The sequence below is a fragment of the Brevibacterium sp. 91QC2O2 genome, from assembly GCF_024580695.1.
Classification (GTDB): Bacteria; Actinomycetota; Actinomycetes; order Actinomycetales; family Brevibacteriaceae; genus Brevibacterium; species Brevibacterium moorei.
The window spans coordinates 48,409-68,949 of sequence record NZ_JANIJY010000017.1 but is presented as its reverse complement, the minus strand read 5'-3'; the positions used below and the strand labels follow the sequence as shown (position 1 = coordinate 68,949).

The window sequence follows — 20,541 nt, the reverse complement described above, 5'->3', positions numbered from 1 at the left end:
CGTCCGGTCGGGACACTCGATGATTCCCTGGTGGGTGGACAGATCACGGCAAAGGCACACACTGTGGTGGCCAGTCAGTGCCTGGGTCACACCCTGGATGGAAACCATCCCTACAAGTATCAACGTCCGTGCTATCTGTTAGCGTGATTCTCATTACTCACGATGACCAGCCTGTCATGGAAGGGCGATGATTTCAGCATGGACACCGGCGACGCGCAAAGACGCGCAGACGCACCAACCGGCACGGATGAGCGCACGGGGATCACGGAGGCGGACCTGCACAGGCGCAATCCGAAGCTGCCGCTGCGCAGTCAGGAATGGTTCGACAATCCGGACGATCCGAACTCGACCATCACCTCACTGGAACGGTATCTGAACTATGGGCTGTCCGCCGACGAACTGCAAAGCGGCAAGCCGATCATCGGCATCGCACAGTCCGGCAGCGATCTGGCCCCCTGCAACCGCCACCACCTGGACCTGGCCAAGCGCGTGCGGGAAGGCATCAGGGAGGCCGGCGGCATCTGCTTCGAGTTCCCCGTCCACCCGATCCAGGAAACGGGCCGGCGCCCCACCGCGGCGCTCGACCGGAATCTGGCCTATCTGGGCCTGGTGGAGACCCTGCACGGCTATCCGATCGACGGCGTGGTGCTGACCACCGGCTGCGATAAGACCACGCCCTCGCAGCTGATGGCGGCCGCGACCATGAACATCCCGGCGATCGTGCTCTCCGGCGGGCCCATGCTCAACGGCTGGCACAAGGGCCGGCGGATGGGCTCTGGCACGATCCTGTGGGAGGCCAGGGCGCAGTACGCCGCCGGCCAGATCTCCAAGGCGGAATACCAGACGATGGTGACGTCCTCGGCGCCCTCAATCGGGCACTGCAATACGATGGGCACCGCCTCGACGATGAATGCGGTGGCCGAGGCCCTTGGCATGAGCCTGCCAGGGTGTTCGGCGATTCCCGCGCCCTATCAGCAGCGGCCCACGATCGCCTATGAGACGGGCAAGCGGATCGTGGAGATGGTGCTGGCGGACCGGAAGCCATCTGACATCATGACGCGCGATGCCTTCATCAACGCCATCCGCGTGACCAGCGCGATCGGCGGGTCGACGAACGCTCCCTGGCATCTGATCGCGATCGCCAAGCACCTGGGCGTGGATCTGACGCTCGAGGACTGGCAGCACTACGGGCGCGACATCCCCTGCATCGTCGACATGCAGCCGGCGGGGCGCTTCCTGGGCGAGGAGTTCTTCCGCGCCGGCGGCGTGCCGGCCGTGGTCAATGAACTCATGGCCGCGGGCCTGATCCACGAGGACGCACCCACGGTCAACGGCCAGAGCATCGGCCAGAACTGCCGGGATGCGCAGGTGATCGACCGCGAGGTCATCCGCACGGTGGCCGACCCGCTGGTGCCCGCGGCCGGTTTCCAGGTGATGACGGGCAATCTGTTCGACAATGCGGTGATGAAGCTGTCCGTCGCCTCGGAGGAATTCACCCAGCGCTATCTGCGCAATCCGGACGATCCCGATGCCTTCGAGGGCAGCGCCGTGGTCTTCGACGGGCCAGAGGACTACGAGGCCCGGATCGACGATGAGGACCTCAACATCGACGAGCACTCGATCCTCATCATGCGCGGCACGGGCGCGATCGGCTATCCCGGTGCGGCCGAGGTCGTCAACATGCATCCGCCGGCCCGGCTCATCAACGCCGGTATCAATGTACTGCCGTGCATCGGCGACGGCCGGCAGTCGGGGACTTCGGCCTCGCCGTCGATCCTGAACTGTTCGCCCGAGGCCGCGGCCCCCGGGGCGACTCTGGCCGTGGTCCGCACGGGCGACCGGCTGCGCGTGGATGTGGGCGCCGGCCGGGTCGACCTGCTGGTCGACGCCGCCGAACTACGCGAGCGCAAGGTCCTACTCGATGCTGCCGGCGGATACTCCTATCCGGCCAGCCAGACCCCATGGCAGGAGATCCAGCGTTCCATGGTGTCCCAGTTGGGTGATGGAATGGTCTTGGAGCCGGCGGTGAAGTACCAGCGGCTGGCTCAGACGGGGCCGGTCCCACGGCAGAACCACTGAGTCCGAAACGGCCCCGGGCACACCGGTCCGAGTACGCGCACGTCCTTAGAGCAGTCCACGAAGGTAGAGGAAATGACAGATAACGCACCAGCACAGCCCACCCGCCTGCCGCACGATGATGTGGATCCGGGCGGTCTACTGGAGTATTCGGTGGTGTTCACCGATCGCTCGCTCAACCACATGTCCAAGCGCTTCACCGGTGTCATGCAGGACATCATCCGGATCCTGAAGTCCGCCTATGACGCGGATGCCGTGGCGATCGTGCCCGGTGGCGGCAGCTATGCGATGGAGGCCGTTGCCCGACAGCTGATGACGGACAAGAAGGTGCTGATCCAGCGCAATGGGTTGTTCTCCTTCCGCTGGAGCCAGATCCTGGAAGCCGGGAAGATCGCCGCTGCGACCGAGGTCCTCAAGGCCGCCCCGGTGTCCGATGACCCACACGCAGGCTGGGCACCCACCCCGGTCGACCAGGTCGTCGCCGCGATCGAGGCCGGCCGCCCCGACGTCGTAATCGCCACGCATGTGGAAACCGCTGCGGGCATCATCCTGCCCGATGACTACATCCGCGCATTGGCCCAGGCGGCCCACGCGGCGGGTGGCCTGTTCGTGCTGGACTGTGTGGCCTCGGGTGCCACGTGGGCCTCGATGCGCGAACTGGGCGTGGACGTGCTCATCAGCGCGCCGCAGAAGGGCTGGTCCGGTTCGCCCTGCGCCGGCTACGTCATGCTCAGTGAGGCAGGGCGCGCTGCCGTGGAATCAAGCGAGTCGAGCAGCTTCGCCATCGATCTGAAGAAGTGGCTGTCGATCGCCGACTCCTATGTCTCCGGTGGCACGCCGTACCACGCGACGATGCCCACGGATTCTCTGGCGCACAATGCCGAGCTCATGCTGGAGGCCGAGCGCTTCGGCCTGGACAAGCTGGCCGCGGCGCAGGCGGAGCTGGGCGAACGGGTGCGCGGCGTGTGCAAGGCGCGCGGGATCGATTCCGTCGCGGCCGATGACTTCGCGGCTCCCAGCGTGGTCGTCGCCTATGCTTCGGGCCTGCCGGTGGACGCTGCCGAGGTCCAGTCCGGTGCGGCGTTCAAGAAGGTGGGTCTGCAGATCGCCTCGGGCGTGCCGCTGCAGTGCGATGAGGGGCCCGACTTCGCCAGCTTCCGGCTGGGCCTGTTCGGCCTGGACAAGCTGGGCGACATCGACGGCACCGTCCGCCGCCTGGAGGACGCACTGGACGGCCTGGGGCTGACTGCTTCCTGACCCCACCCCCAAACACGTCGTTCCCCCGGAGACACGCTTCTATAGCAGCGTGTTTCCGGGGGAACGACGTGTTTTCATGGCTGCAGCAGGCTTAGCTGCGCGCCAGCACCTTCTGGTACTCCTCCCAGTCATCGCTCTTCTCAGTGATCTTGGAGACGAACCAGCCGGTGAAGCCCCAGAGCAGGGCGAAGAACACGCCGGAATAACACAGGATCGCCCACGGCGCGTACTGCAGGGTCGGCACACCCAGGGCGGACGCCATGTACACACCGGCCAGGGTCCACGGGATGATCGGCTCGACCACCGTGACCGAATCCTCCATGGTCCGTCCCAGGTTCCTGGCCTCCAGACCCCGCTTGATGTACTCCTGGCGCAGCATCCCGCCCAGGATCAGGAAGGACACGGTGGAGGTCACGGTCGCCGCGATCAGCACGATCCCGCCGATCACCGTGACCAGGATGAGCTGGCCGTTGGTGTGCACGATCTTCATGAGCGCCGCCATCACCACGTCCAGGGCCCCGGAAACGGTCAGGGCCGCGACGAACCCGAAGGCACAGACGACGACCATGAAGATATTCGTCATCGACTCCATTCCGCCGCGCTCCAACAGGGTGGGGATCGCCTCGACCAGCTTCGAGGTGTCCACCGAGGTGTTGCCCGATGAGGCGAACATGTCCAGCGTGAATCCGGACATCAGGGCCTCGATCGTGTCCTGCAGCTTGAAGCCCTGCACCGTCACCGCCAGCACTGCGGCGGATGCGGCCGAGACCAGCATGACCGGCACCGTTGGCAGGCGCATGACGGAGCCGACCACGATGATCGCCACGGGCACCAGCAGCAACAGTGCCACCGGCATGCTCATATGGAACAGGCCCTGCAGCTGACCCAGGAATTCGCCCATGTCCCCGGCGTTCGCCGGTGCGTTGCCGGCCGACCAGAAGCCCGCGATCGTGTAGACGATGATGCACACGATGGCGCCGGGGCCGGTGGTCAGCATCAGGTGCTGGATGTGCTTGTACAGGTTGACCCCCGCGGCGACCGCGGACAGGTTGGTGCTGTCGGACAGCGGCGACATCTTATCGCCGAAGTACGCGCCGGATACCAGGGCTCCGGCCACCGCCGGCAGCGGCGCGCCCATCGCCACGGCCACGCCCATGAAGGCGGCGCCCACCGTGCCGACGGAACCCCAGGAGGTGCCGGTTGCCACCGACAGGATGAGCGTGACCAGGAAGGCGGTGACGATGATGAACTTGGGGCTGATGACGGTGATACCGAAGTAGACCAGCAGCGGGATCGTGCCGCTGACCACCCAGGACCCGATTACCACGCCCACGCACAGGACGATGAGGATCGCGGGGAAGGCCTTGGAGAACTTCACCACCCATTCGTCCTGGATCTCCTGCCATTTGTGCCCCAGGCACAGGGCCAGGACCGTGGCGTAGGCCGCCGCTATCAGCAGCAGCACCTCGACCCGCAGGTCCAACCAGACCACGCCGCCGACGATCACCGCGAACATGACGAGCAGCGGGGACAGCGCGAGCAGCAGCCCCGGCGTCTTGACTGTGCGTGCGGCGTCCTGCCCCGGTTCCGGCTGAGGGCCCGGCGCGGCGTCCACTTGGTTAGGCTTCCCCGTCATGCTTCATCCACCTCCAGTTCGATTACCAGCGGCATCGGCTCGCTGGCCGAGGCCGTCCACCGGGCGGCGGGGCTCAGCCGGATGGTCACGCTGCCCTTCTCCCCCGTCGCCTGGTCGACCCGCACGTCGAGCAGTTGCTGCGCGGCATCCGGTTCGGCTCCCAGCAGTTTCCAGCCGGTGACCGAGGTCCCCGGCTCCACCGTCAGCGCGACCTCGGCCGGCCGGCCGGGCACAATTGCATAGCGGTTGCCGGCCGCTGCGGTGACGAAGACCTCTCCCCGGGCCGAGGCCTCGGCCCCGGCACCCTCGACACCCGTCCCGGGTGCCGCGTGAACGTCTGGGCTCGGCTGCGAATCGTAGATCGCGGCCCCGGCCGTCTCCAACCAGGCGCCCAGCTGGAGCAGCCGTTCCTGCTGGACGTTGTCGATCCGGCCGTCGGCTGTGGGGCCCACATTGAGCAGGAAATTGCCGCCGCCGGCCACAGTGCGCGCCAGCATCGTCGCCAGCTCCGCGGCACAGGCGTAGTCTTCGATGTTCTCCGCGCGGTTGAAGCCGTAGGAGCCGCCGATCCCGCGGGACTCCTCCCAGGGGTGGGTCTGCCCGAAGCCCTCGACATCCTGGTACTCGGTGGAGTAGATGTCGCCGTGGATACCGGGCATGCCCACGTGGATACGGTCGTTGACGACGACCTCGTCCTTATTGGGCGCCTGCGTGTAGAGCCAGGTGAGCATCCTGCGGGTGTCGGTGTATTCCTCCGGGAAGTCCCATTCTCCGCCGTCGGTGTAGATGACAGAGGGTGCGTAGCGCTCATTGAACTCGACCCACTGCTGGTGCAGGATCTCACGCGGGTAGTCGGCCTCGGGAATACCGTAGCGCTCGGCGTCGGCCTTGGGGATGAAGTGCTCGCCATTCATCCGGTGCGAGGTGTTCGTCTCCCATTCGGGGATCGAATAGTACAGCCCCATCTTCAGGCCCGCCTCGCGCACCGCCTCACTCAGATCACCCACCAGATCCCGCTTGGGGCCGATGGCGCCGGCGTTCCATTCGGTCTTGTGCCGGTTAGCGGTGGGCCACAGGCAGAAGCCGTCGTGGTGCTTCGAGGTCAGCACCACATAACGGGCGCCGGCCCGGCGGAAGAGCTCCGCCCAGGAATGTGGGTCGAACAGTTCGGCGCCGAAGCCCTCGGCCAGATCGTGATAGTCCCGGCCGGGGAACATGGCGTCGTGGAAGCCCGTGTCCGCATTTCGGTACTTGCCGTAGACGCTGGCGTAGTACCACTCGGCGTAGGACCCGAACTGTTCATTCTTCAGCGTCCGCCAGGCCGGCACGGAGAATACGCCCCAGTGGATGAAGATGCCGAACTTCGCCCCTGGATACCAGCCGGGCAGCGGGCGGGCATCGATGTCGGCCCAGCTCTGCGGCAGTACCGCGTCGAAACCGGCCAAGTTGTCGTCGGTCATTAACTCCCCAATACATCCTATGTCTCTGTTAGGTACACCACGGAAAACTACGCCAGTGTGAGGGTTATCGCAAATTGATCGTTCGAATTCATCTGATGACTCACCGGAATATGCTGGTTCAGTCCCCCATTCCGGCGAGCACAGAGCCGATCAAAGGTAACCTTGAAGTATGACCCAGTCATCCCCCGTCATCGACTACTTCCGCTCGGAGATCTCCCTGGGCAGACTGTCTCCCGGGCAGAAGCTGCCGGCCGAACCGCGCCTGTGCGAACAGCTGAGTGTGTCCCGTGGCGTGCTACGCGAGGCCCTGCGCGAACTCCAGGGGTACGGGCTGATCGAGGTCAAACACGGTTCCGGTACCTATGTGTCGAGCCTGCAGCCCAGTGAGCTGCTCAAGGGCCTGGCCTTCACCGTCGACGTCGTGCCGCTGGACGGGCTGATCGAGTTGTTGGAGATCCGCAAGGCGCTCGAGGCGCAGGCCGCAGCCCAGGCGGCCACACTGGCCGATGAGGAGCTCGTGTTCCGGCTGCGCGGCCTGTTGGCCGAAATGGAGGTCCCCGCGAGCGCGGACAGGGAACACAAGCAGGATCTGGACGAGGAGTTCCACGCGCTCATCTGCGATGCCGCGGGAAACAAATCGGCCGCGACGATCGCCCAGGTGATCCGGTCGCGCAGCCGCCACTACAACATGATCGCGAATGCCGATGCCGCATTGGAGAGCCTGATCGGGCACCGCGCGATCGTGCGCGCGATCGTCGAGCACGATGCGCTGGGCGCGATGTCGGCCATGCACAGTCATGTCGATTCGACATCGCTGTGGCTGCGCACGATCAAGCCCGAACCGAACTGATCGGAACCACTCCGGACGAACGCCAACGGCCGCGCGGCCCGCGACGCCGCCTTCGCGAACTTCACCCACGGTTTCCACCTAGTCGACCTGACCGAGGCCCTTGGTCCGGATTCCGTCATCTGGCCCGGCGCGCCGGCCGTGGAATTCACCGACGCCGTCCACCATGACACCGACGGCTACCATGCCCGCCTGGTGACCACGTTCGAACATGCGGGCACCCACTTCGATGCACCGGAGCACTTCGTCCCAGGCGGGGCGGACACCTCGACCATCGGCATCGACGAACTGGTCCTGGCCGCTGCAGTCATCGACATCCGCGACAAGGCCGAGGAGAACCCGAACGCCATCGTCGAACCCGCCGACATCGCCGCCTTCGAGGAAGCCAACGGCCCGATCCAGCCCGGCACCGCCGTCCTGATCGAATCCGGGTGGGCCAGGCACAATGCGGACAAACTCAAGTACGCGGGATCGGAGACCACCGATGATCTGAAGTTCCCCGGCTTCGGCATCGAGGCCTCCCGGATCCTGGTGGAGCGGGGCGTCGTGGGCCTGGGCGTCGACACACTGGGGATCGACCCCGGCGATATGCCGCACTTCCCCGTGCACCGCGAGGTCACCCACCCGGCCGGGCTGTGGCATCTGGAGAACCTGATCAACGTCGACCAGCTGCCGGCCACCGGTGCCGTCATCGCGGTGGGAGTGCCGCGAATCGTCGGCGGCACCGACTTCCCGACCCGTGTCTTCGCCTTCGTGCCCAACAGCTGAAGCGCCCGGCCCCAGCCGCCGGACTGCAGTACCGTTGGACTGGGCCGCACTTTGGACCCGACTACCCATTCCCGTGTGACGAAGGAGCCCTCGATGGAACAGTATTCACCCATTCTCCCGCTGCTCGACGATGCCGACCTTGACCCGCGCGCCAGGGCCGTCTTCGACGATATCCGTGCTACCCGCAACACCGACTTCATCAACAACTTCTGGCGCGTCTTGGCCAACGACCCGGCGAACCTGGAGCGCACCTGGGGCGAACTCAAGGAGCTCATGGGCCCCGGCACCAGCCTCGACCCCCTGGTCAAGGAACTGATCTACGTCGCGGTCTCCAGCACGAACAACTGCACCTACTGCGTCCGGTCCCATACCGCCGCCGCCCAGTCCAAGGGCGCGACGAACGAACAGCTCGCAGAACTCCAGGCGATCGTCGCGGCCGCGAACAAGACGAACCGTTTGGCGATCGGCCTGCAGGTGCCCGTCGACGAGGCCTTCTGCTGAGGGAGTCTCGGCGGAGGGAGTCGCTCCGTCCCGGTCATTCGTGGTCCATTGCGCTCCCCTGGGCCACCAGTGTCAGATAGGAATCGCGCGAGCGCTGCACATGTTCGCCCAGTGCTGCACCCGCCTCTCCAGCCTGGCCGGCATCGATCATCGCCAGAATCGGCCGATGCTCCTCCCAAGAGGAGATCCCGCGATGTTCAACCGTCAGGGCGTAAAGCCATTCCAATTTGCCCGATATCTGTCGCAGCAGAGCCGTCAGGGTCTCCCTGCCGCTGAGTTCGGCGATCAGGAGGTGGAAGCGCATATTCAGCTCGGCCAACCTCCGATAGTCGTGTTCCGCAATGGCCGTGTCACCTGCTTGCAGCACCTCGGCCAACTGTTTTCGGATGTCGAACCAGCCGACTTCCGGCGCGCCGTTCGCCGACTGCCGCGCGGCGCGTTCGGCTGCGCGCCGCGCGGTCGTCGATTCCAGCACGATCCTCACTGCGAACAGATCCTCCGCTTCATCGGCCGGCGGGCGGCTCACGGTGGATCCGGCATAAGCCCGCGATTCCACGAACCCGTCCGCAGTCAGCGTGCGCAGACTCTCCCGGATCGGCACCCGGGAAACGCCGAAGCGTTCCCCCAGGGCCTTCTCCGTCAGACGGGTTCCCGGCTGCAGTTCACCCGATATGATGGCACGCCGCAACTGTTCGGTCAGTTGTTCGGCAAGAGAATCACGCATGGGTGAATTCTTCACCGGGCACGGCTTCGATCAAACGCCGGGTGTATTCCTCGGCCGGATGCGCGATCACCTGCGCGGTTTCGCCCGTTTCGATCAGTTTTCCGTGCTGCAATACGACGACGTGCTGAGCGAAGTTCGCGACGACTGCCAGGTCATGTGTGATGAACAGGCAGGACAGCCCGAGTTCCGCCTGCAGGTTCTGCAGCAGGTCCAGAATCTGTTCCTGTACCAGGACGTCCAGCGCCGACACCGCCTCATCGCAGATCAACAGTTCCGGCTGCGAGGAGATCGCACGGGCGATCGCGACACGTTGCCGCTGACCTCCGGACAATTCGGAGGGGTGCCGTTCGATGGTGTCTGCCGGCAGGGCCACCTGGTCCAAGAGCTCGGCGACTCGCCGTTTCCTCTCCGCTTTGGTTCCGATGCCGAACACGTTCAGCGGCTCGGCCACGATCGCCCCGATCGACCATGCTGGATTGAGCGAGGAATACGGGTCCTGGAATACCGGCTGGGCGAAGCGTTTGAGCACGCGCCGTTCGCTGCGGCTCTTAGTCCGGACCGGGTGCCCGCCCAGGAAAACCTCACCCGAAGTCGCTTCTTCCAGACCCAACAGGATCTTCGCAATAGTCGACTTTCCGGACCCGGATTCGCCGATGATCGCCGTGGTCTGGCCACGGTCGGCGGTAAAGGACACGTGGTCCACCGCGGTCACCGAGCCGGCGGCTCCCCGCAGCCGATAGATCTTCGTCAGATCTTCGACCGCGACGACTGGTTCCACAGCAGCGGCCGAGGCCGCGTCCGCTGCGGAGCCGGCGTCCGCTGCCGCGGCATCGACCCGAGTCGACTCCCCCGTCAGGGGCGTGAGTTTGGGTGCCGCTGCGACCAGCTGTTGGGTGTAGTCGTCCTCGGGCTGGAGGAGGACTTGCCGTGGAGTCCCCCGTTCCACCACTCGACCGTTGTGCATGACGAGGATCGTATCGGTCCGGTCCCCGGCCACGCCCAGATCATGGGTGATGAACAGCAAGGAGGTACCGCGTTCGCTCACCAGTTTCTGCAGATGGTCGAGGATCTGCTTCTGCACTGTCACGTCAAGGGCGGACGTCGGTTCGTCCGCCACCAGCAAGTCGGGTTCACCCGACAAGGCGATCGCGATCAGAATGCGCTGCCGCATGCCTCCGGAGAACTCGTGCGGGTACTGCTTCCGGCGCCGCTCGGCGTCTGGGATCCCCGCCTCGGTCATCAGCCGGACCACGGATCGCTCGATCTCCGCTCGATCACTCATCCCATAGGCACGCAGCGCATCGGCGATCTGTTCGCCGACGCGCATCGTCGGATTGAGATTCGACATCGGATCCTGGGGGACCAGGGCGATGCGCGTCCCGCGCAACGGCCGCATCGCCTTATCCGGCGCATTCGTAATGTCCTCGCCGGCGAAGCGGATCCGCCCCTGGGTGATCCGGCCATTACCGGCCAGCAAGCCCAGCACCGCGCTAACAGTGGTCGACTTCCCCGATCCGGACTGGCCGACGATGCCCAGACGTTCCCCTGGTGCCAGGGTGAAGCTGACGTCGTGCAGCACAGGGGTCGATCCGTAGGAGACTTCGAGGTTCTCGACCTCGAGTACGTATTCGCTCATCGCTTTCATCGCCCCGCCGCGTATCCCTGGGCGCCCCGTGGGTTCGCTCCGGCCAGATACACCCCGGTGGCCGGGTCGATGCCCACGCAGGACAGTCGGCCGAGGGCCCAGTCCCCTGCGCGATGTACCGCATGACCGCGAGCGGCGAGCCCCGCGATGACGTCCTCGCCCAGCCGGTCCTCGACCTCGGCCCCGGCCGGCGTCCAGATACGGGGATAGAACGATCCGGGCATCGCAGAGGTGTTGATCATCGGAGCATCGATCGCCTGCTGCGGTTCGTAACCGCCAACCAGCAGGCGCAGGATCAGGGACAGCTGCCACTGGTCCTGCTGATCGCCACCGGGTGAACCCAGCGCGTAGACGGGCACCCCGTCCTTGAGGATCAGAGTGGGGGTCAGCGTAGTCCGGGGACGGTCCCCCGGAACCAGCGCCGAGGGCGATTCGGGATCCAGCCAGGTCATCTGCAGCCGGGTTCCCAGGCAGAAGCCCAGCCCGGGAATCTCCGGCGAGGACTGCAGCCATCCACCGGACGGGGTCGCAGAGATCATATTGCCCCAACGATCGACGACGTCCAGATGGCAGGTGTCGCCGCGATGTTCTCCGTTCGGATCCGTCACGCCCTCAGCGGCTCCGCCGGCCGAGGTCGTGGCACGTTCGACCGTTGGCTCGCCGACTCCCGCGGTTGCCGCACGGCCGGCGTCCGAGGCCGCCCATTCCTCCGCAGTCACCAATGGCGGCATGAACACAGGAGTGCGGCCACCGGGGTTACCCGGACGGAATTCGGCACTGGCGGTGTCGGTGATGAGGTTGCGACGCTCGGCCGCGTACTCATCGGACAGCAGATCTGCCAGAAGCTGCGGATCACGTGCGGCCGCCTCGCCATAGTAGACATCGCGGTCCGCCAAGGCGAGCTTGAGGGCTTCGAGAATGGTGTGGGCACCGAGTTCGGTCGACGGATCCAACCTCTCATCGTCGAATCCCTCGAGGATCTTCAATGCTTGCAGCAGCATGGGGCCCTGGCCCCACGGACCGGTCTTGGCAATGGTGTAACCGCGGAAGGTCGCAGTGGCAGCGGGTTCGAACTCCGCGTGGCCGTCCACCAGATCCTGGTAGGTGATGACACCGGGGTGGTCCTTGCCATCTGCGTGCCGGTGCGGAACCGTGACGAATTCGGCGATCGCGTGAGCGACGCGTCCGCTCCGCCATTCGGCACGTGCCGCGGCTATCCGCTCCTCCCTGGTCGCTGCGGCCGACCCCGCCCCCACCAGGCCGCGCAACACATCCGCATACTCCTGATTGCGCATCACGGTGCCCGGCTCGGGCACTTCGCCGGCGGGTAGCCAGTGCGCGGCAGAACTCGGCCAGTGTTCGGCGAACAGTTCCTTGACCGAGGCGATCGTGCTGGACACCCGGGAGACGATCGGATGGCCGGCCTCAGCGTAGTGGATGGCGTACGACAGCACATCGGACAGTTCCCAGGTACCGTGCTCTTCCAGCAACTTCAGCCATGCGTCCACCGCTGCGGGCACTGCGGCCGCCAGAGCGCCGGCTCCCGGCACCAGGGTCACACCCATAGCGGTGTAGGATTCGATGCTCGCAGCGGCCGGTGCTGGCCCCTGCCCGTTCATGACCACTGGCTCGGACGGCGCCTCGGCGGTAACGAAGACGCCGGTCATATCCCCACCCGGACCATTGAGATGTGGTTCTACCACGTGGAGGACGAAGGCGGCTGCGACCGCGGCGTCGAAGGCGTTGCCCCCGCGCTCCAACACCGCCTGGCTGCTGGCCGTAGCCAGCCAGTGCGTCGACGCGGACATGCCGAAACTGCCCTTGAGAGTGGGGCGGGTGGTGAACTCATCGGGCATTGTGTAGGTCATTTGGCTTCCTTTCGCGCATTCGGATCCAGCGCATCGCGCAGAGCATCGCCGAAGAGGTTGAAGGCCAGGCAGATGAAGACGATTGCCAGGCCAGGGAACACCGCTGCAAACGGCGCTCGGTAGATGTACTGCTGGGCATCGGAGAGCATGATGCCCAGGCTGGGGTCGGGCGGCTGGATCCCCAACCCCAGGAACGACAGCATCGCCTCGCCGATTACCGCCGTGGGCAGGATGACGGTCGCCTGGACGATGATCGCGCTGGCGCAGTTGGGCAGGATGTGGGTGAACATGATCTTCAGCGGCGAGGCATCGGTGGCGACCGCCGCGGAAACGAAGTTCATCTGCTTGATCCGCAGGGTTTCACCACGGACCACGCGGACGATAGTCGGAATCTGCGCAATCCCCAGGGCCATAGCCGCATTCTGCAGGCTGGCGCCGGCAATGGCGGCGAAGGCGACCGCGATGATCAGGAAGGGGAAGGCCAGCGCCACATCGGTGAATCGGGCGATGACCGCATCCGCCTTGGGCCAGTATCCCGACAACAGGCCCAATGGAGTGCCGATGACCACGGCCATTGCCACAGCCAGGATGCCGACTTCCAAGGAAGCTCGCACCCCGTAGAACAGGCGCGAGGCGATGTCGCGACCCAGGTCGTCCGTGCCCAGGGGATACCCCTGGGTGAACGGAATCTGGAAGGGTACGCTGAAGTTCGTCTGCGCGAAACCATGTGGCGCCAGCAGAGGCGCGAGCACTGCCACGATCACGACGATGAGGACCATCACCGCGCCGATCGAGCCCAGCGGATTGCCCAACAGCTTGCGCAGGAAGCTCCTCTTGGTCTTCGTAGTGCTCATCAACGACCGCCTCCCACGCGGATCTGCGGATTGATAACGGAGTACAGCAGGTCGACTGCCAGGTTAATCACGATGTAGAAGATCGTGATGACCAGGACGACTGCCTGAATCACCGGATAGTCACGGCTGAATACCGCGTCAAGGGTGAGCTTGCCGATTCCCGGCAGTGCGAATATCCGTTCGGTCACCACGGCTCCGGAAATCAGCCCACCCAATTGCAGTCCGATGATCGTCACCAACACGGTCAAGGAGTTCCGCAGCCCATAACGGAAGAGGATCCGTGCCGGGTGCAGCCCCTTGGCCCGGGCCGTGCGCACATAGTCCGTGGACATCGTCTCGATCATCGACGCCCGAGTCTGACGGGTGACGACTGCGGCCAGGGTGACGCCCAGGATGACCGCCGGCAAAGTCAGGTAGTAGATGCACTTAAGCGGATTCTCCGTCATCGCGACATACCCGGATGCGGGGAACCAGTTCAAAGTGACGGCCAGGAGGAGAATGGCCAGGAGGCCCAACCAGAAATTCGGGATCGACAGGCCCAAAAGGGCTGCCACGTTGGCGACTCCCTCAGGCCAGCGGCCGCGGAACCGCTCCGCGATCATGCCCAGGGCGATGCCGACGACGACTGCGACGATCACCGCATAGGCCGCCAACCACAGAGTCACCGGCAGGGTCGTGGAGATCATATGCACGACGGTCTGCCCGGTCCTGGTCGAGGTCCCCAGGTCTCCGGTGAAGATATTGCCCATGAAGTGGAAGAACTGAATCACCATTGGCTGGTCCAGGCCCAGATCGGCCCGAATCTGGGCAAGCTGATCCGGGGTGGCGTCTTCTCCTGCCATCACCAATGCGGGATCGCCGGGTAGAGCCCTGACCCCGGCGAAGATGAGGACCGCGGAGATGATGAAGGTTATGAGTGATTGAAGAACCTTGGTGGCGATGAATCGGATCATGCTTCATCCTCCACAAAGGCCGCATTCGACAGATGGACGACGCCGTCGGAGTACACGTCGATGCCCGCGACATCATTCGTATAAGCGGTGAGGTTGCGCTGGCGGTACAGGTAGACCGTCGGGAGAACTCTGTTGAGACGCTCTACGATCTGCCCGTAGGTGGCCGAACGCTGCTTGTCTTCCCCCTGCGAGGCCGCCCGATCGAAAAGTTCATCGAGTTTCCCATCGGACACCCCGGCGTAGTTGTTTCCGCCCCCGGTCTGGAAGAACTTGGCACTGTTGTCGTTCGGGTCGATCCGGCCCGACCAGCCCAAGTAGATGAGGTCGAAATCGCCTTTGTCCTGGGCGTCCAAGAGCGCGGTGTACTCCATTGGAGTCACCTTGAGGTCGAATCCGGCATCCTTGACCTGGGCTTGCAGCGCCTGCGCATATCGGAGGGTGTCCTGCGCGTTCGAGACCTTGATCTCGATCTTCATCGGCAGGGAGACACCCGCTTCCTTCAACAGCTTCTTCGCGCCCTCGGGATCGTGCCCGACACACTGCTGTGCCTCCGGGGAGCTGAAGGGCGAGTTCGCGGGCATGAACGAACAAGCCGGCTCATACCAGCCGTTGAACACCGCGTTGGTCAACGCGGGACGATCAATGGCTTTGGCGAACGCCTGTCTGACGCGCACGTCCTTGGCCATCGGCGAGTCGATTTGCTTCGCGGGTTGGCCGACTCCGTCCTGGTTACCGATATTCACGGTCACACCCTGGTACCCCAGAGAACCGACCTGCAGAGTGCCGATACCCTCCTTCTGCAGAGCGTCGATGTCCTGCGGGGAGATCGTATCCGCCACCTGCACGTCTTTCGAACGGATATTGGCTGCTCGAATGTTCGCATCGGTCATGATCTGGTAGGTCACCGAATCCAGGTGAACGTGCCGCGCATCGTAATACAACGGATCGCGCACGACCTTGATGGAAGTCTGCGGAATCCGCTCGGCGAATTTGAAGGGGCCGACGCACACGGGGTTGTTGCTGAAGTCCTCCCCCTGATCGGCCAGCGCTTTGGGCGACATGATCATGCCGGCGCGATCCGCCAGAGCGGCGGCGAATGGCGCATAGGGCTTTTCGAAATCGATCACGACCGCGTCAGGGGAAGCGGTGATCTTGGAAATGGGCCCGAGCTCCGACTTCCGCTTCGAGCTCTTCAGATTGATACCACGTTCCAGGGTGGTCTTGACCGCCTGCCCGTTGAACGCGGTACCGTCTGCGAACTTCGCGTCGGTGCGCACCGGAATGGTCACTCGTTTACCGCCGTCCTCGGACTTCGGCAGAGCCGTGGCCAGCTGTGGAACGAGCTCACCGCGGGCGTCGATATCGTAGAGCTTCTGACACATCGTCTGCATGACATAGCGGGTGTAGAGCGATGACGAGGTCGTCGGGTCGAGCTTGTCCGGCTCGCTGGACAACGCCATCTTCAGGTCGCCGCCCTCTTTGATCTTCTTGCCGTCGAGGGTCACCGAGGTGACGTCTGGACGGTCCGGCGGGTCCTGCATGGGCTGGACGGGAACACAGCCGGTGAGCATGACCATCACCGTTCCCACTGCCACACCTGCAGTGATGAGTCGTTTTATCACAGTTTCCTCCTAGGAACATATACAATCAGAGGTTTGTTTCCTGTTTGTATACACTTCCACCATATGAGACTGCGTCTCAAAGTCCTCTGCTCTTAAACTATGCCGCGGCCCGCTTCACCAGCGCATGGCCCGTGCAGATCAGCACCAGGATGACCAGGCCCGCCACCAACAGGGCCAGGCCCACACCGGCTTTGACCAGCAGAGCTCCCAGAGCTGCGCCCACCAGGATCGCGACGACTGCCAGCAGGCGGCGGGGCCATTTGTTCCCGTCTCCGCCGGCCAGGCGCGAATCCGCTGCCAGCCCGGTGATCGTCGAGGTCACCACGACGGTAGTGACATCCGCGACGCCCAGCCGGCGGGCGGTCGCCGCCTGCACCCCCATGAACAGGGCCAGCAGACCGGTGACGATGAAGCCCCAGACCGTGTAGGCGACCGGGGCGAATGGAATGGCCGCAGCCCCCAGCAGGGTTACGCCGATCCCAGTGGTCAGGAACATGGCGGTGGTCGTACTGCTCCAGCCCTTGGCCGAACTGCGGTTGATGCGCCCGGCCATGACGGCCCCGATCATGAAGGCGAACAGGGCGATCGTCGGGCCCAGGACGGGCAGGCCGGAGCCGTCGGAGACCTCGCGCCCGCCCACCAGGCCCATGCCCAGGATGACGACGTTGCCCGTCATATTCGCGGTGAAGACCTTGTCCAGGCCCAGGTAGCCGATCGCATCGACCATCCCGGTGGTGAACGTCAGGCTCAGCATGAGCACCAGGTGGAGGTTCGTCTCCACCCGCAGGAATCGCGGTTGTGCGGGCTCCACCGCTTGGGACTGTGGGTGGGACTTCGTGGACTGGGTATCGGCCATGGGTATCCGTTCGACGTAGGGAATGACTCGGCGGCCGCCTGAAGACGGCCGCCGAGGGCATTCTATATTTCGCTGCTACCGCAGCCCGCGGTCCGCTCACCAGCGGCCGGGGCCTCGCCGCCGTTCACCCGTTCTTGCGCAGGGCCTGACCGAAGCGCTCGGGCACGACCCTGCCCGCGTCGACCGCCACGTTGCCACCCACCAGCACGGTGGACACACCGGTCGCCAACTGCCACGGCTCATCGTAGGTGGCGTTCTGCCGTACCGTATCCGGATCGAACACCGCCACATCGGCGACCCGGCCCACCTCCAACACGCCACGGTCGACAAGCCCCATCCGCGCCGCCGGCGCACTGGTCATCTTGCGCACGGCCTCTTCAAGGGTCAGCAGTCCTGTTTCACGCACATAGTGGCCCAGCACAGTCACGAAGGTACCGAAGGAACGCGGGTGGGGCTTGCCCACCCGCTCGGTGTTCATCGTCCAGCCATCACTGGCCACCGACACCAGGGGGTGGGCCAGCACGCGGGCGACATCTGCCGGGTCCATCGCGTGGTTGACGATCCCGACGGCGGCATCGTGGGCCTGCAGCACGCGCATGGCCGCTTCCTGCGGCGAGCAGCCGTCGCGCTGCCCGATCTGTTCGAGCGACAGACCGACCGTCCACTCATAGGATCCGACGCCCGACTGCGGGCCCACCGAGGCGATGACGACGCCGGCCGGGTCGATGTCGCGTCCGAAGCGCTCGGCCATGCCGGCTGCGATCCGGGCCCTGACCTCGGATTCGGCCAGGCGTTCGAGCAGCGCGTCCTTCCCACCGTCCATCGCGAAGCCCGGCAGCCGGGAAGTCAGGCGCGTCGACGAGGCCGTGTACGGGTACACATCGGCCGTCACGTCCACACCGCGTGCCAGGGCCGCTTCGATCAGCTCGAGTGCGGCGGCCGGCTTGCCGTAATTCTCCGGTCCCATCGCCTTCAGGTGCGAGATCTCCAGCCGGGCGCCACCGGCCTCGGCTGCGGCGATCGCCTCGCGCACCGAGTCGAGTAGAGAGTGCGACTCATTGCGCATATGGGTCGAGTACAGCAGGTCGTGCGATGCCGCCTCGGCGACCAGGGCTGCAACCTCCGGCGGGGTCGAGTACGACCCCGGCGCATAGATCAAACCCGAGGAGAAGCCGTGGACTCCGGCCTCGGCCGCCTTGGCGACCTCGCGGCGCATCGCGGCCAACTGGGCGTCGTCGGGCGCCACGTCGCCGGGGCCCAGGATGTAGGAGCGAATGGACGACAGGCCCACCTGCACCGCGATGTTCATCCCCGGCTGAGTCTCGTCCAAAGCTGCGAAGAACCCGGCGGCGTCCGTCCACTCGCCGGTGAAGCCCGCGTCCAGGTGGGCGTTGTCGCGCCGGATGTCCTCCAGCGAGCGCGCCGGGAAGGTCGAGGATCCGCAGTTGCCCGTCAGAGCGGTCGTCACTCCCTGAACCAGCTGGGTCTCGGCGGCCGGCGAGGCCTGGATGGAGAAGTCCGCGTGCGAGTGCAGGTCGATGAACCCGGGGCTGACCACGTGGCCGGCCGCATCGATGACGCGGACTGCCTGTGGGGAGCCTGCCGGGGCACCCGCGCCGGCGGTGGCCCCGCCGGCGGTCGAGGCCTCGGCCGTGCCCGCAGCGGGCCCCGTGGCGCCGGCCGGCCCGGTGGCCCGCAGGTGCGCGATCCGGCCGTCCTTGACGCCGAGCTCGCCCGGGTAGCGCCCGGACCCGGTGCCGTCGACGATCTGTGCGTTGACGATGAGGATGTCGAGCATGTGTGTCACCTGGTTTCGAAGAAGAGGATGATGCCGTACATGATGCAGGCCGGGACCAGCAGCATCCAGCCGGTGAGCATCATGTTCTTCAGGTTGGTGGAGCGGGCCAGACCCATCACACCCACCATATTGCCGTTGGGGAACGGACCGTAGGTGTCGGCCTTCGAAGCGAACAGCAGCACGATGGTCCAGCTGCTTGCGGTGACGCCCAGGGCCGTGCCGACGTCGCCGAAGACCTTGTCCAGCAGGACCACCTGCGCAGCGGTCGCACCGGGCACGCCCACCCAGCCCAGCAGGGCGATGATGATGGAGAAGACGAAGGGCGAGGCCGACTGCAGCTGCGGGCCGAAGATGTCCAGGATGACCTGGAACGGGGCCAGTTCGTCGATCACCTTGAACAGGGCCGCCAGCAGCCAGAACAGGATGAAGATGCTGACCACGGCAGCGCAACCGCGGTAGACGGCCGTGACGATCGCGGAGATGCTCATCCGGGCCGCGAGCCCCGTGGCCACGCCCAGGACGGGCAGGGCGATGAGCGGGAACTGCGTACCGGCCGAGGTCATGGTGGCGAAGACGACCGAGGCGAGCAGGATGACCAGGAAGACGGCGGTGGCGCGGCCCGATCCGGGCACGTGCGCGGTGTCCTCGGCACCGACCTCGTCCGCGGTGTAGTAGTCCTCGACGTCGCCGCCGGTGCGCTTCTGCATCCAGGCGACCACGGGCAGGCCCAGGGCCAGCGACAGGATCGCCAGGGGGCCGGCGCCGTAGAGCAGATACTGGCCGTAGTTGACCCCGGCGGCCTCCATGATCGCGACATTGGAGCCGGCGAACGGCGCCAGTGCCAGGCCAGCACAGCCGCCGATGAACAGCATCGCCGCTGTGGCGGACTTCGTGTACTTCAGGCGGGCGGTGATCGGCAGCAGGATGGGGGCGGCGATCGCGATTGCCCCGGCGAGGGTGCCAAGGGCCGCGACCAGGATGAGGCAGGAGATCATCACGCCCATCACCACGGCCTGGCGTCCCCATTTGCCGAACACCCGCATGACCCCGGTGACGATTCGCTGCGCGACGCCGGTGATCTTGAGGATCTCGCCCACGCCGGAACCCAGCATGATGATCAGGCCGATCATGGTGATCTGGTCGGACAGGGAATCGCCCATGATCTTGCCGACGTCGATCAGGTCGATCTTGCCGATGATGAAGCCGGAGACGATCGCGATGACGGTGGCCACCACGATGTCCATGCCCAGGATCGCCAGGACCGCGTACAGCACGATCGGCAGCAGGCCCCACAGGGTGGGACCGTTGGTGAAGAACGCCGCCACGACCGAGGCGATGACGCCCAGGGCGCTGAGCGTCCAGACCGTGATCCGCCGCCCCTTGGACAGGGTCACCTCGTAGGTGTTGTGGGATTCGGCGTCCTGCGCCTGCCCGCTGATGTCGGCGGCGGTGCCACCGGCCTTCCGCGTGGCCGTCGCAGTCGTCAGATCACCCTGGTCAGCCGCGGCCTGGGCCTCCCGGCCCCTGGCACTGCGGTGATGGGTTGGGTGCTGCGGGTCGTCCGGGCCCGAGGCCCCGGACCCGGTGGGCGGCGTGTTCGCCATGAGTACGTCTCTCCCTGTTTCCTTGGTTTGTGTTCCAGATCAAACGGGGTTGAACCTATCACATGGTCATCG

At 65.4% G+C, this 20,541-nt stretch carries 16 protein-coding genes; 5 read left to right on the top strand and 11 right to left on the bottom strand.

Features of this window, described 5'->3' with window-relative positions; translation table 11 throughout:
- Positions 1-162 precede the first annotated feature (162 nt).
- Positions 163-2,079 carry an IlvD/Edd family dehydratase gene (locus NQ036_RS11600; RefSeq protein WP_257059120.1) on the top strand — a complete coding sequence of 639 codons (1,917 nt, stop codon included), beginning with the start codon at positions 163-165 and terminating at the stop codon, positions 2,077-2,079.
- A 72-nt stretch (positions 2,080-2,151) separates the two neighbouring features.
- Positions 2,152-3,333 (top strand): aminotransferase class V-fold PLP-dependent enzyme, encoded by a 1,182-nt coding sequence (locus NQ036_RS11595; protein WP_257059117.1) that lies wholly within the window; start codon positions 2,152-2,154, stop codon positions 3,331-3,333.
- 91 nt (positions 3,334-3,424) lie between these two features.
- Here NQ036_RS11595 and nhaC read toward each other — a convergent pair whose 3' ends face one another.
- Together nhaC and NQ036_RS11585 are read right to left on the bottom strand one after the other, a co-directional pair.
- Positions 3,425-4,969, bottom strand: a complete 1,545-nt coding sequence (gene nhaC / locus NQ036_RS11590; RefSeq protein WP_257059114.1) for a Na+/H+ antiporter NhaC — start codon at positions 4,967-4,969, stop codon at positions 3,425-3,427.
- Positions 4,966-6,429 (bottom strand): alpha-L-fucosidase, encoded by a 1,464-nt coding sequence (locus tag NQ036_RS11585; protein WP_257049549.1) that lies wholly within the window; start codon positions 6,427-6,429, stop codon positions 4,966-4,968. Before NQ036_RS11585 ends, nhaC begins: the two co-directional genes overlap by 4 nt.
- Positions 6,430-6,598: 169 nt before the next feature.
- On the opposite strand from NQ036_RS11585, the gene NQ036_RS11580 reads away from it, so the two are divergent.
- The 3 genes from NQ036_RS11580 to NQ036_RS11570 all read left to right on the top strand — a co-directional run bounded on the left by NQ036_RS11580 (position 6,599) and on the right by NQ036_RS11570 (position 8,545).
- Complete coding sequence (locus tag NQ036_RS11580; protein WP_257049550.1) at positions 6,599-7,279, top strand: FadR/GntR family transcriptional regulator; 681 nt, start codon at positions 6,599-6,601, stop codon at positions 7,277-7,279.
- 87 nt (positions 7,280-7,366) lie between these two features.
- A complete protein-coding gene (locus NQ036_RS11575; protein ID WP_257049586.1) occupies positions 7,367-8,044 on the top strand; it encodes a cyclase family protein in 678 nt (225 codons plus the stop codon).
- Between the two features lie 93 nt (positions 8,045-8,137).
- Complete coding sequence (locus NQ036_RS11570) at positions 8,138-8,545, top strand: carboxymuconolactone decarboxylase family protein (RefSeq protein ID WP_257049551.1); 408 nt, start codon at positions 8,138-8,140, stop codon at positions 8,543-8,545.
- 34 nt (positions 8,546-8,579) lie between these two features.
- Here the strand turns inward: NQ036_RS11570 and NQ036_RS11565 are convergent, their stop codons facing one another.
- The 9 genes from NQ036_RS11565 to NQ036_RS11525 all read right to left on the bottom strand — a co-directional run bounded on the left by NQ036_RS11565 (position 8,580) and on the right by NQ036_RS11525 (position 20,469).
- Entirely contained in the window at positions 8,580-9,269 is a 690-nt protein-coding gene (locus tag NQ036_RS11565; protein ID WP_257049552.1) for a GntR family transcriptional regulator, read from the bottom strand.
- Positions 9,262-10,905: an ABC transporter ATP-binding protein gene (locus NQ036_RS11560; protein ID WP_306428324.1), complete on the bottom strand. Its 1,644-nt coding sequence runs from the start codon at positions 10,903-10,905 to the stop codon at positions 9,262-9,264. The genes NQ036_RS11565 and NQ036_RS11560 overlap by 8 nt, the downstream gene beginning before the upstream one ends.
- Before the next feature lie 5 nt (positions 10,906-10,910).
- Complete coding sequence (locus tag NQ036_RS11555; protein WP_257049555.1) at positions 10,911-12,782, bottom strand: gamma-glutamyltransferase family protein; 1,872 nt, start codon at positions 12,780-12,782, stop codon at positions 10,911-10,913.
- Positions 12,779-13,636 carry an ABC transporter permease gene (locus NQ036_RS11550; RefSeq protein WP_257049556.1) on the bottom strand — a complete coding sequence of 286 codons (858 nt, stop codon included), beginning with the start codon at positions 13,634-13,636 and terminating at the stop codon, positions 12,779-12,781. Before NQ036_RS11550 ends, NQ036_RS11555 begins: the two co-directional genes overlap by 4 nt.
- Positions 13,636-14,589, bottom strand: coding sequence for an ABC transporter permease (locus NQ036_RS11545; protein WP_257049557.1), 954 nt, complete (start codon positions 14,587-14,589; stop codon positions 13,636-13,638). Before NQ036_RS11545 ends, NQ036_RS11550 begins: the two co-directional genes overlap by 1 nt.
- A complete protein-coding gene (locus NQ036_RS11540; RefSeq protein ID WP_257049558.1) occupies positions 14,586-16,211 on the bottom strand; it encodes an ABC transporter substrate-binding protein in 1,626 nt (541 codons plus the stop codon). Before NQ036_RS11540 ends, NQ036_RS11545 begins: the two co-directional genes overlap by 4 nt.
- Before the next feature lie 97 nt (positions 16,212-16,308).
- Positions 16,309-17,067, bottom strand: a complete 759-nt coding sequence (locus NQ036_RS11535; RefSeq protein ID WP_257049559.1) for a YoaK family protein — start codon at positions 17,065-17,067, stop codon at positions 16,309-16,311.
- A 124-nt stretch (positions 17,068-17,191) separates the two neighbouring features.
- Entirely contained in the window at positions 17,192-18,865 is a 1,674-nt protein-coding gene (locus tag NQ036_RS11530; RefSeq protein WP_257059112.1) for an amidohydrolase family protein, read from the bottom strand.
- 5 nt (positions 18,866-18,870) lie between these two features.
- A complete protein-coding gene (locus tag NQ036_RS11525; RefSeq protein WP_257059110.1) occupies positions 18,871-20,469 on the bottom strand; it encodes a Na+/H+ antiporter NhaC family protein in 1,599 nt (532 codons plus the stop codon).
- Positions 20,470-20,541 lie beyond the last annotated feature (72 nt).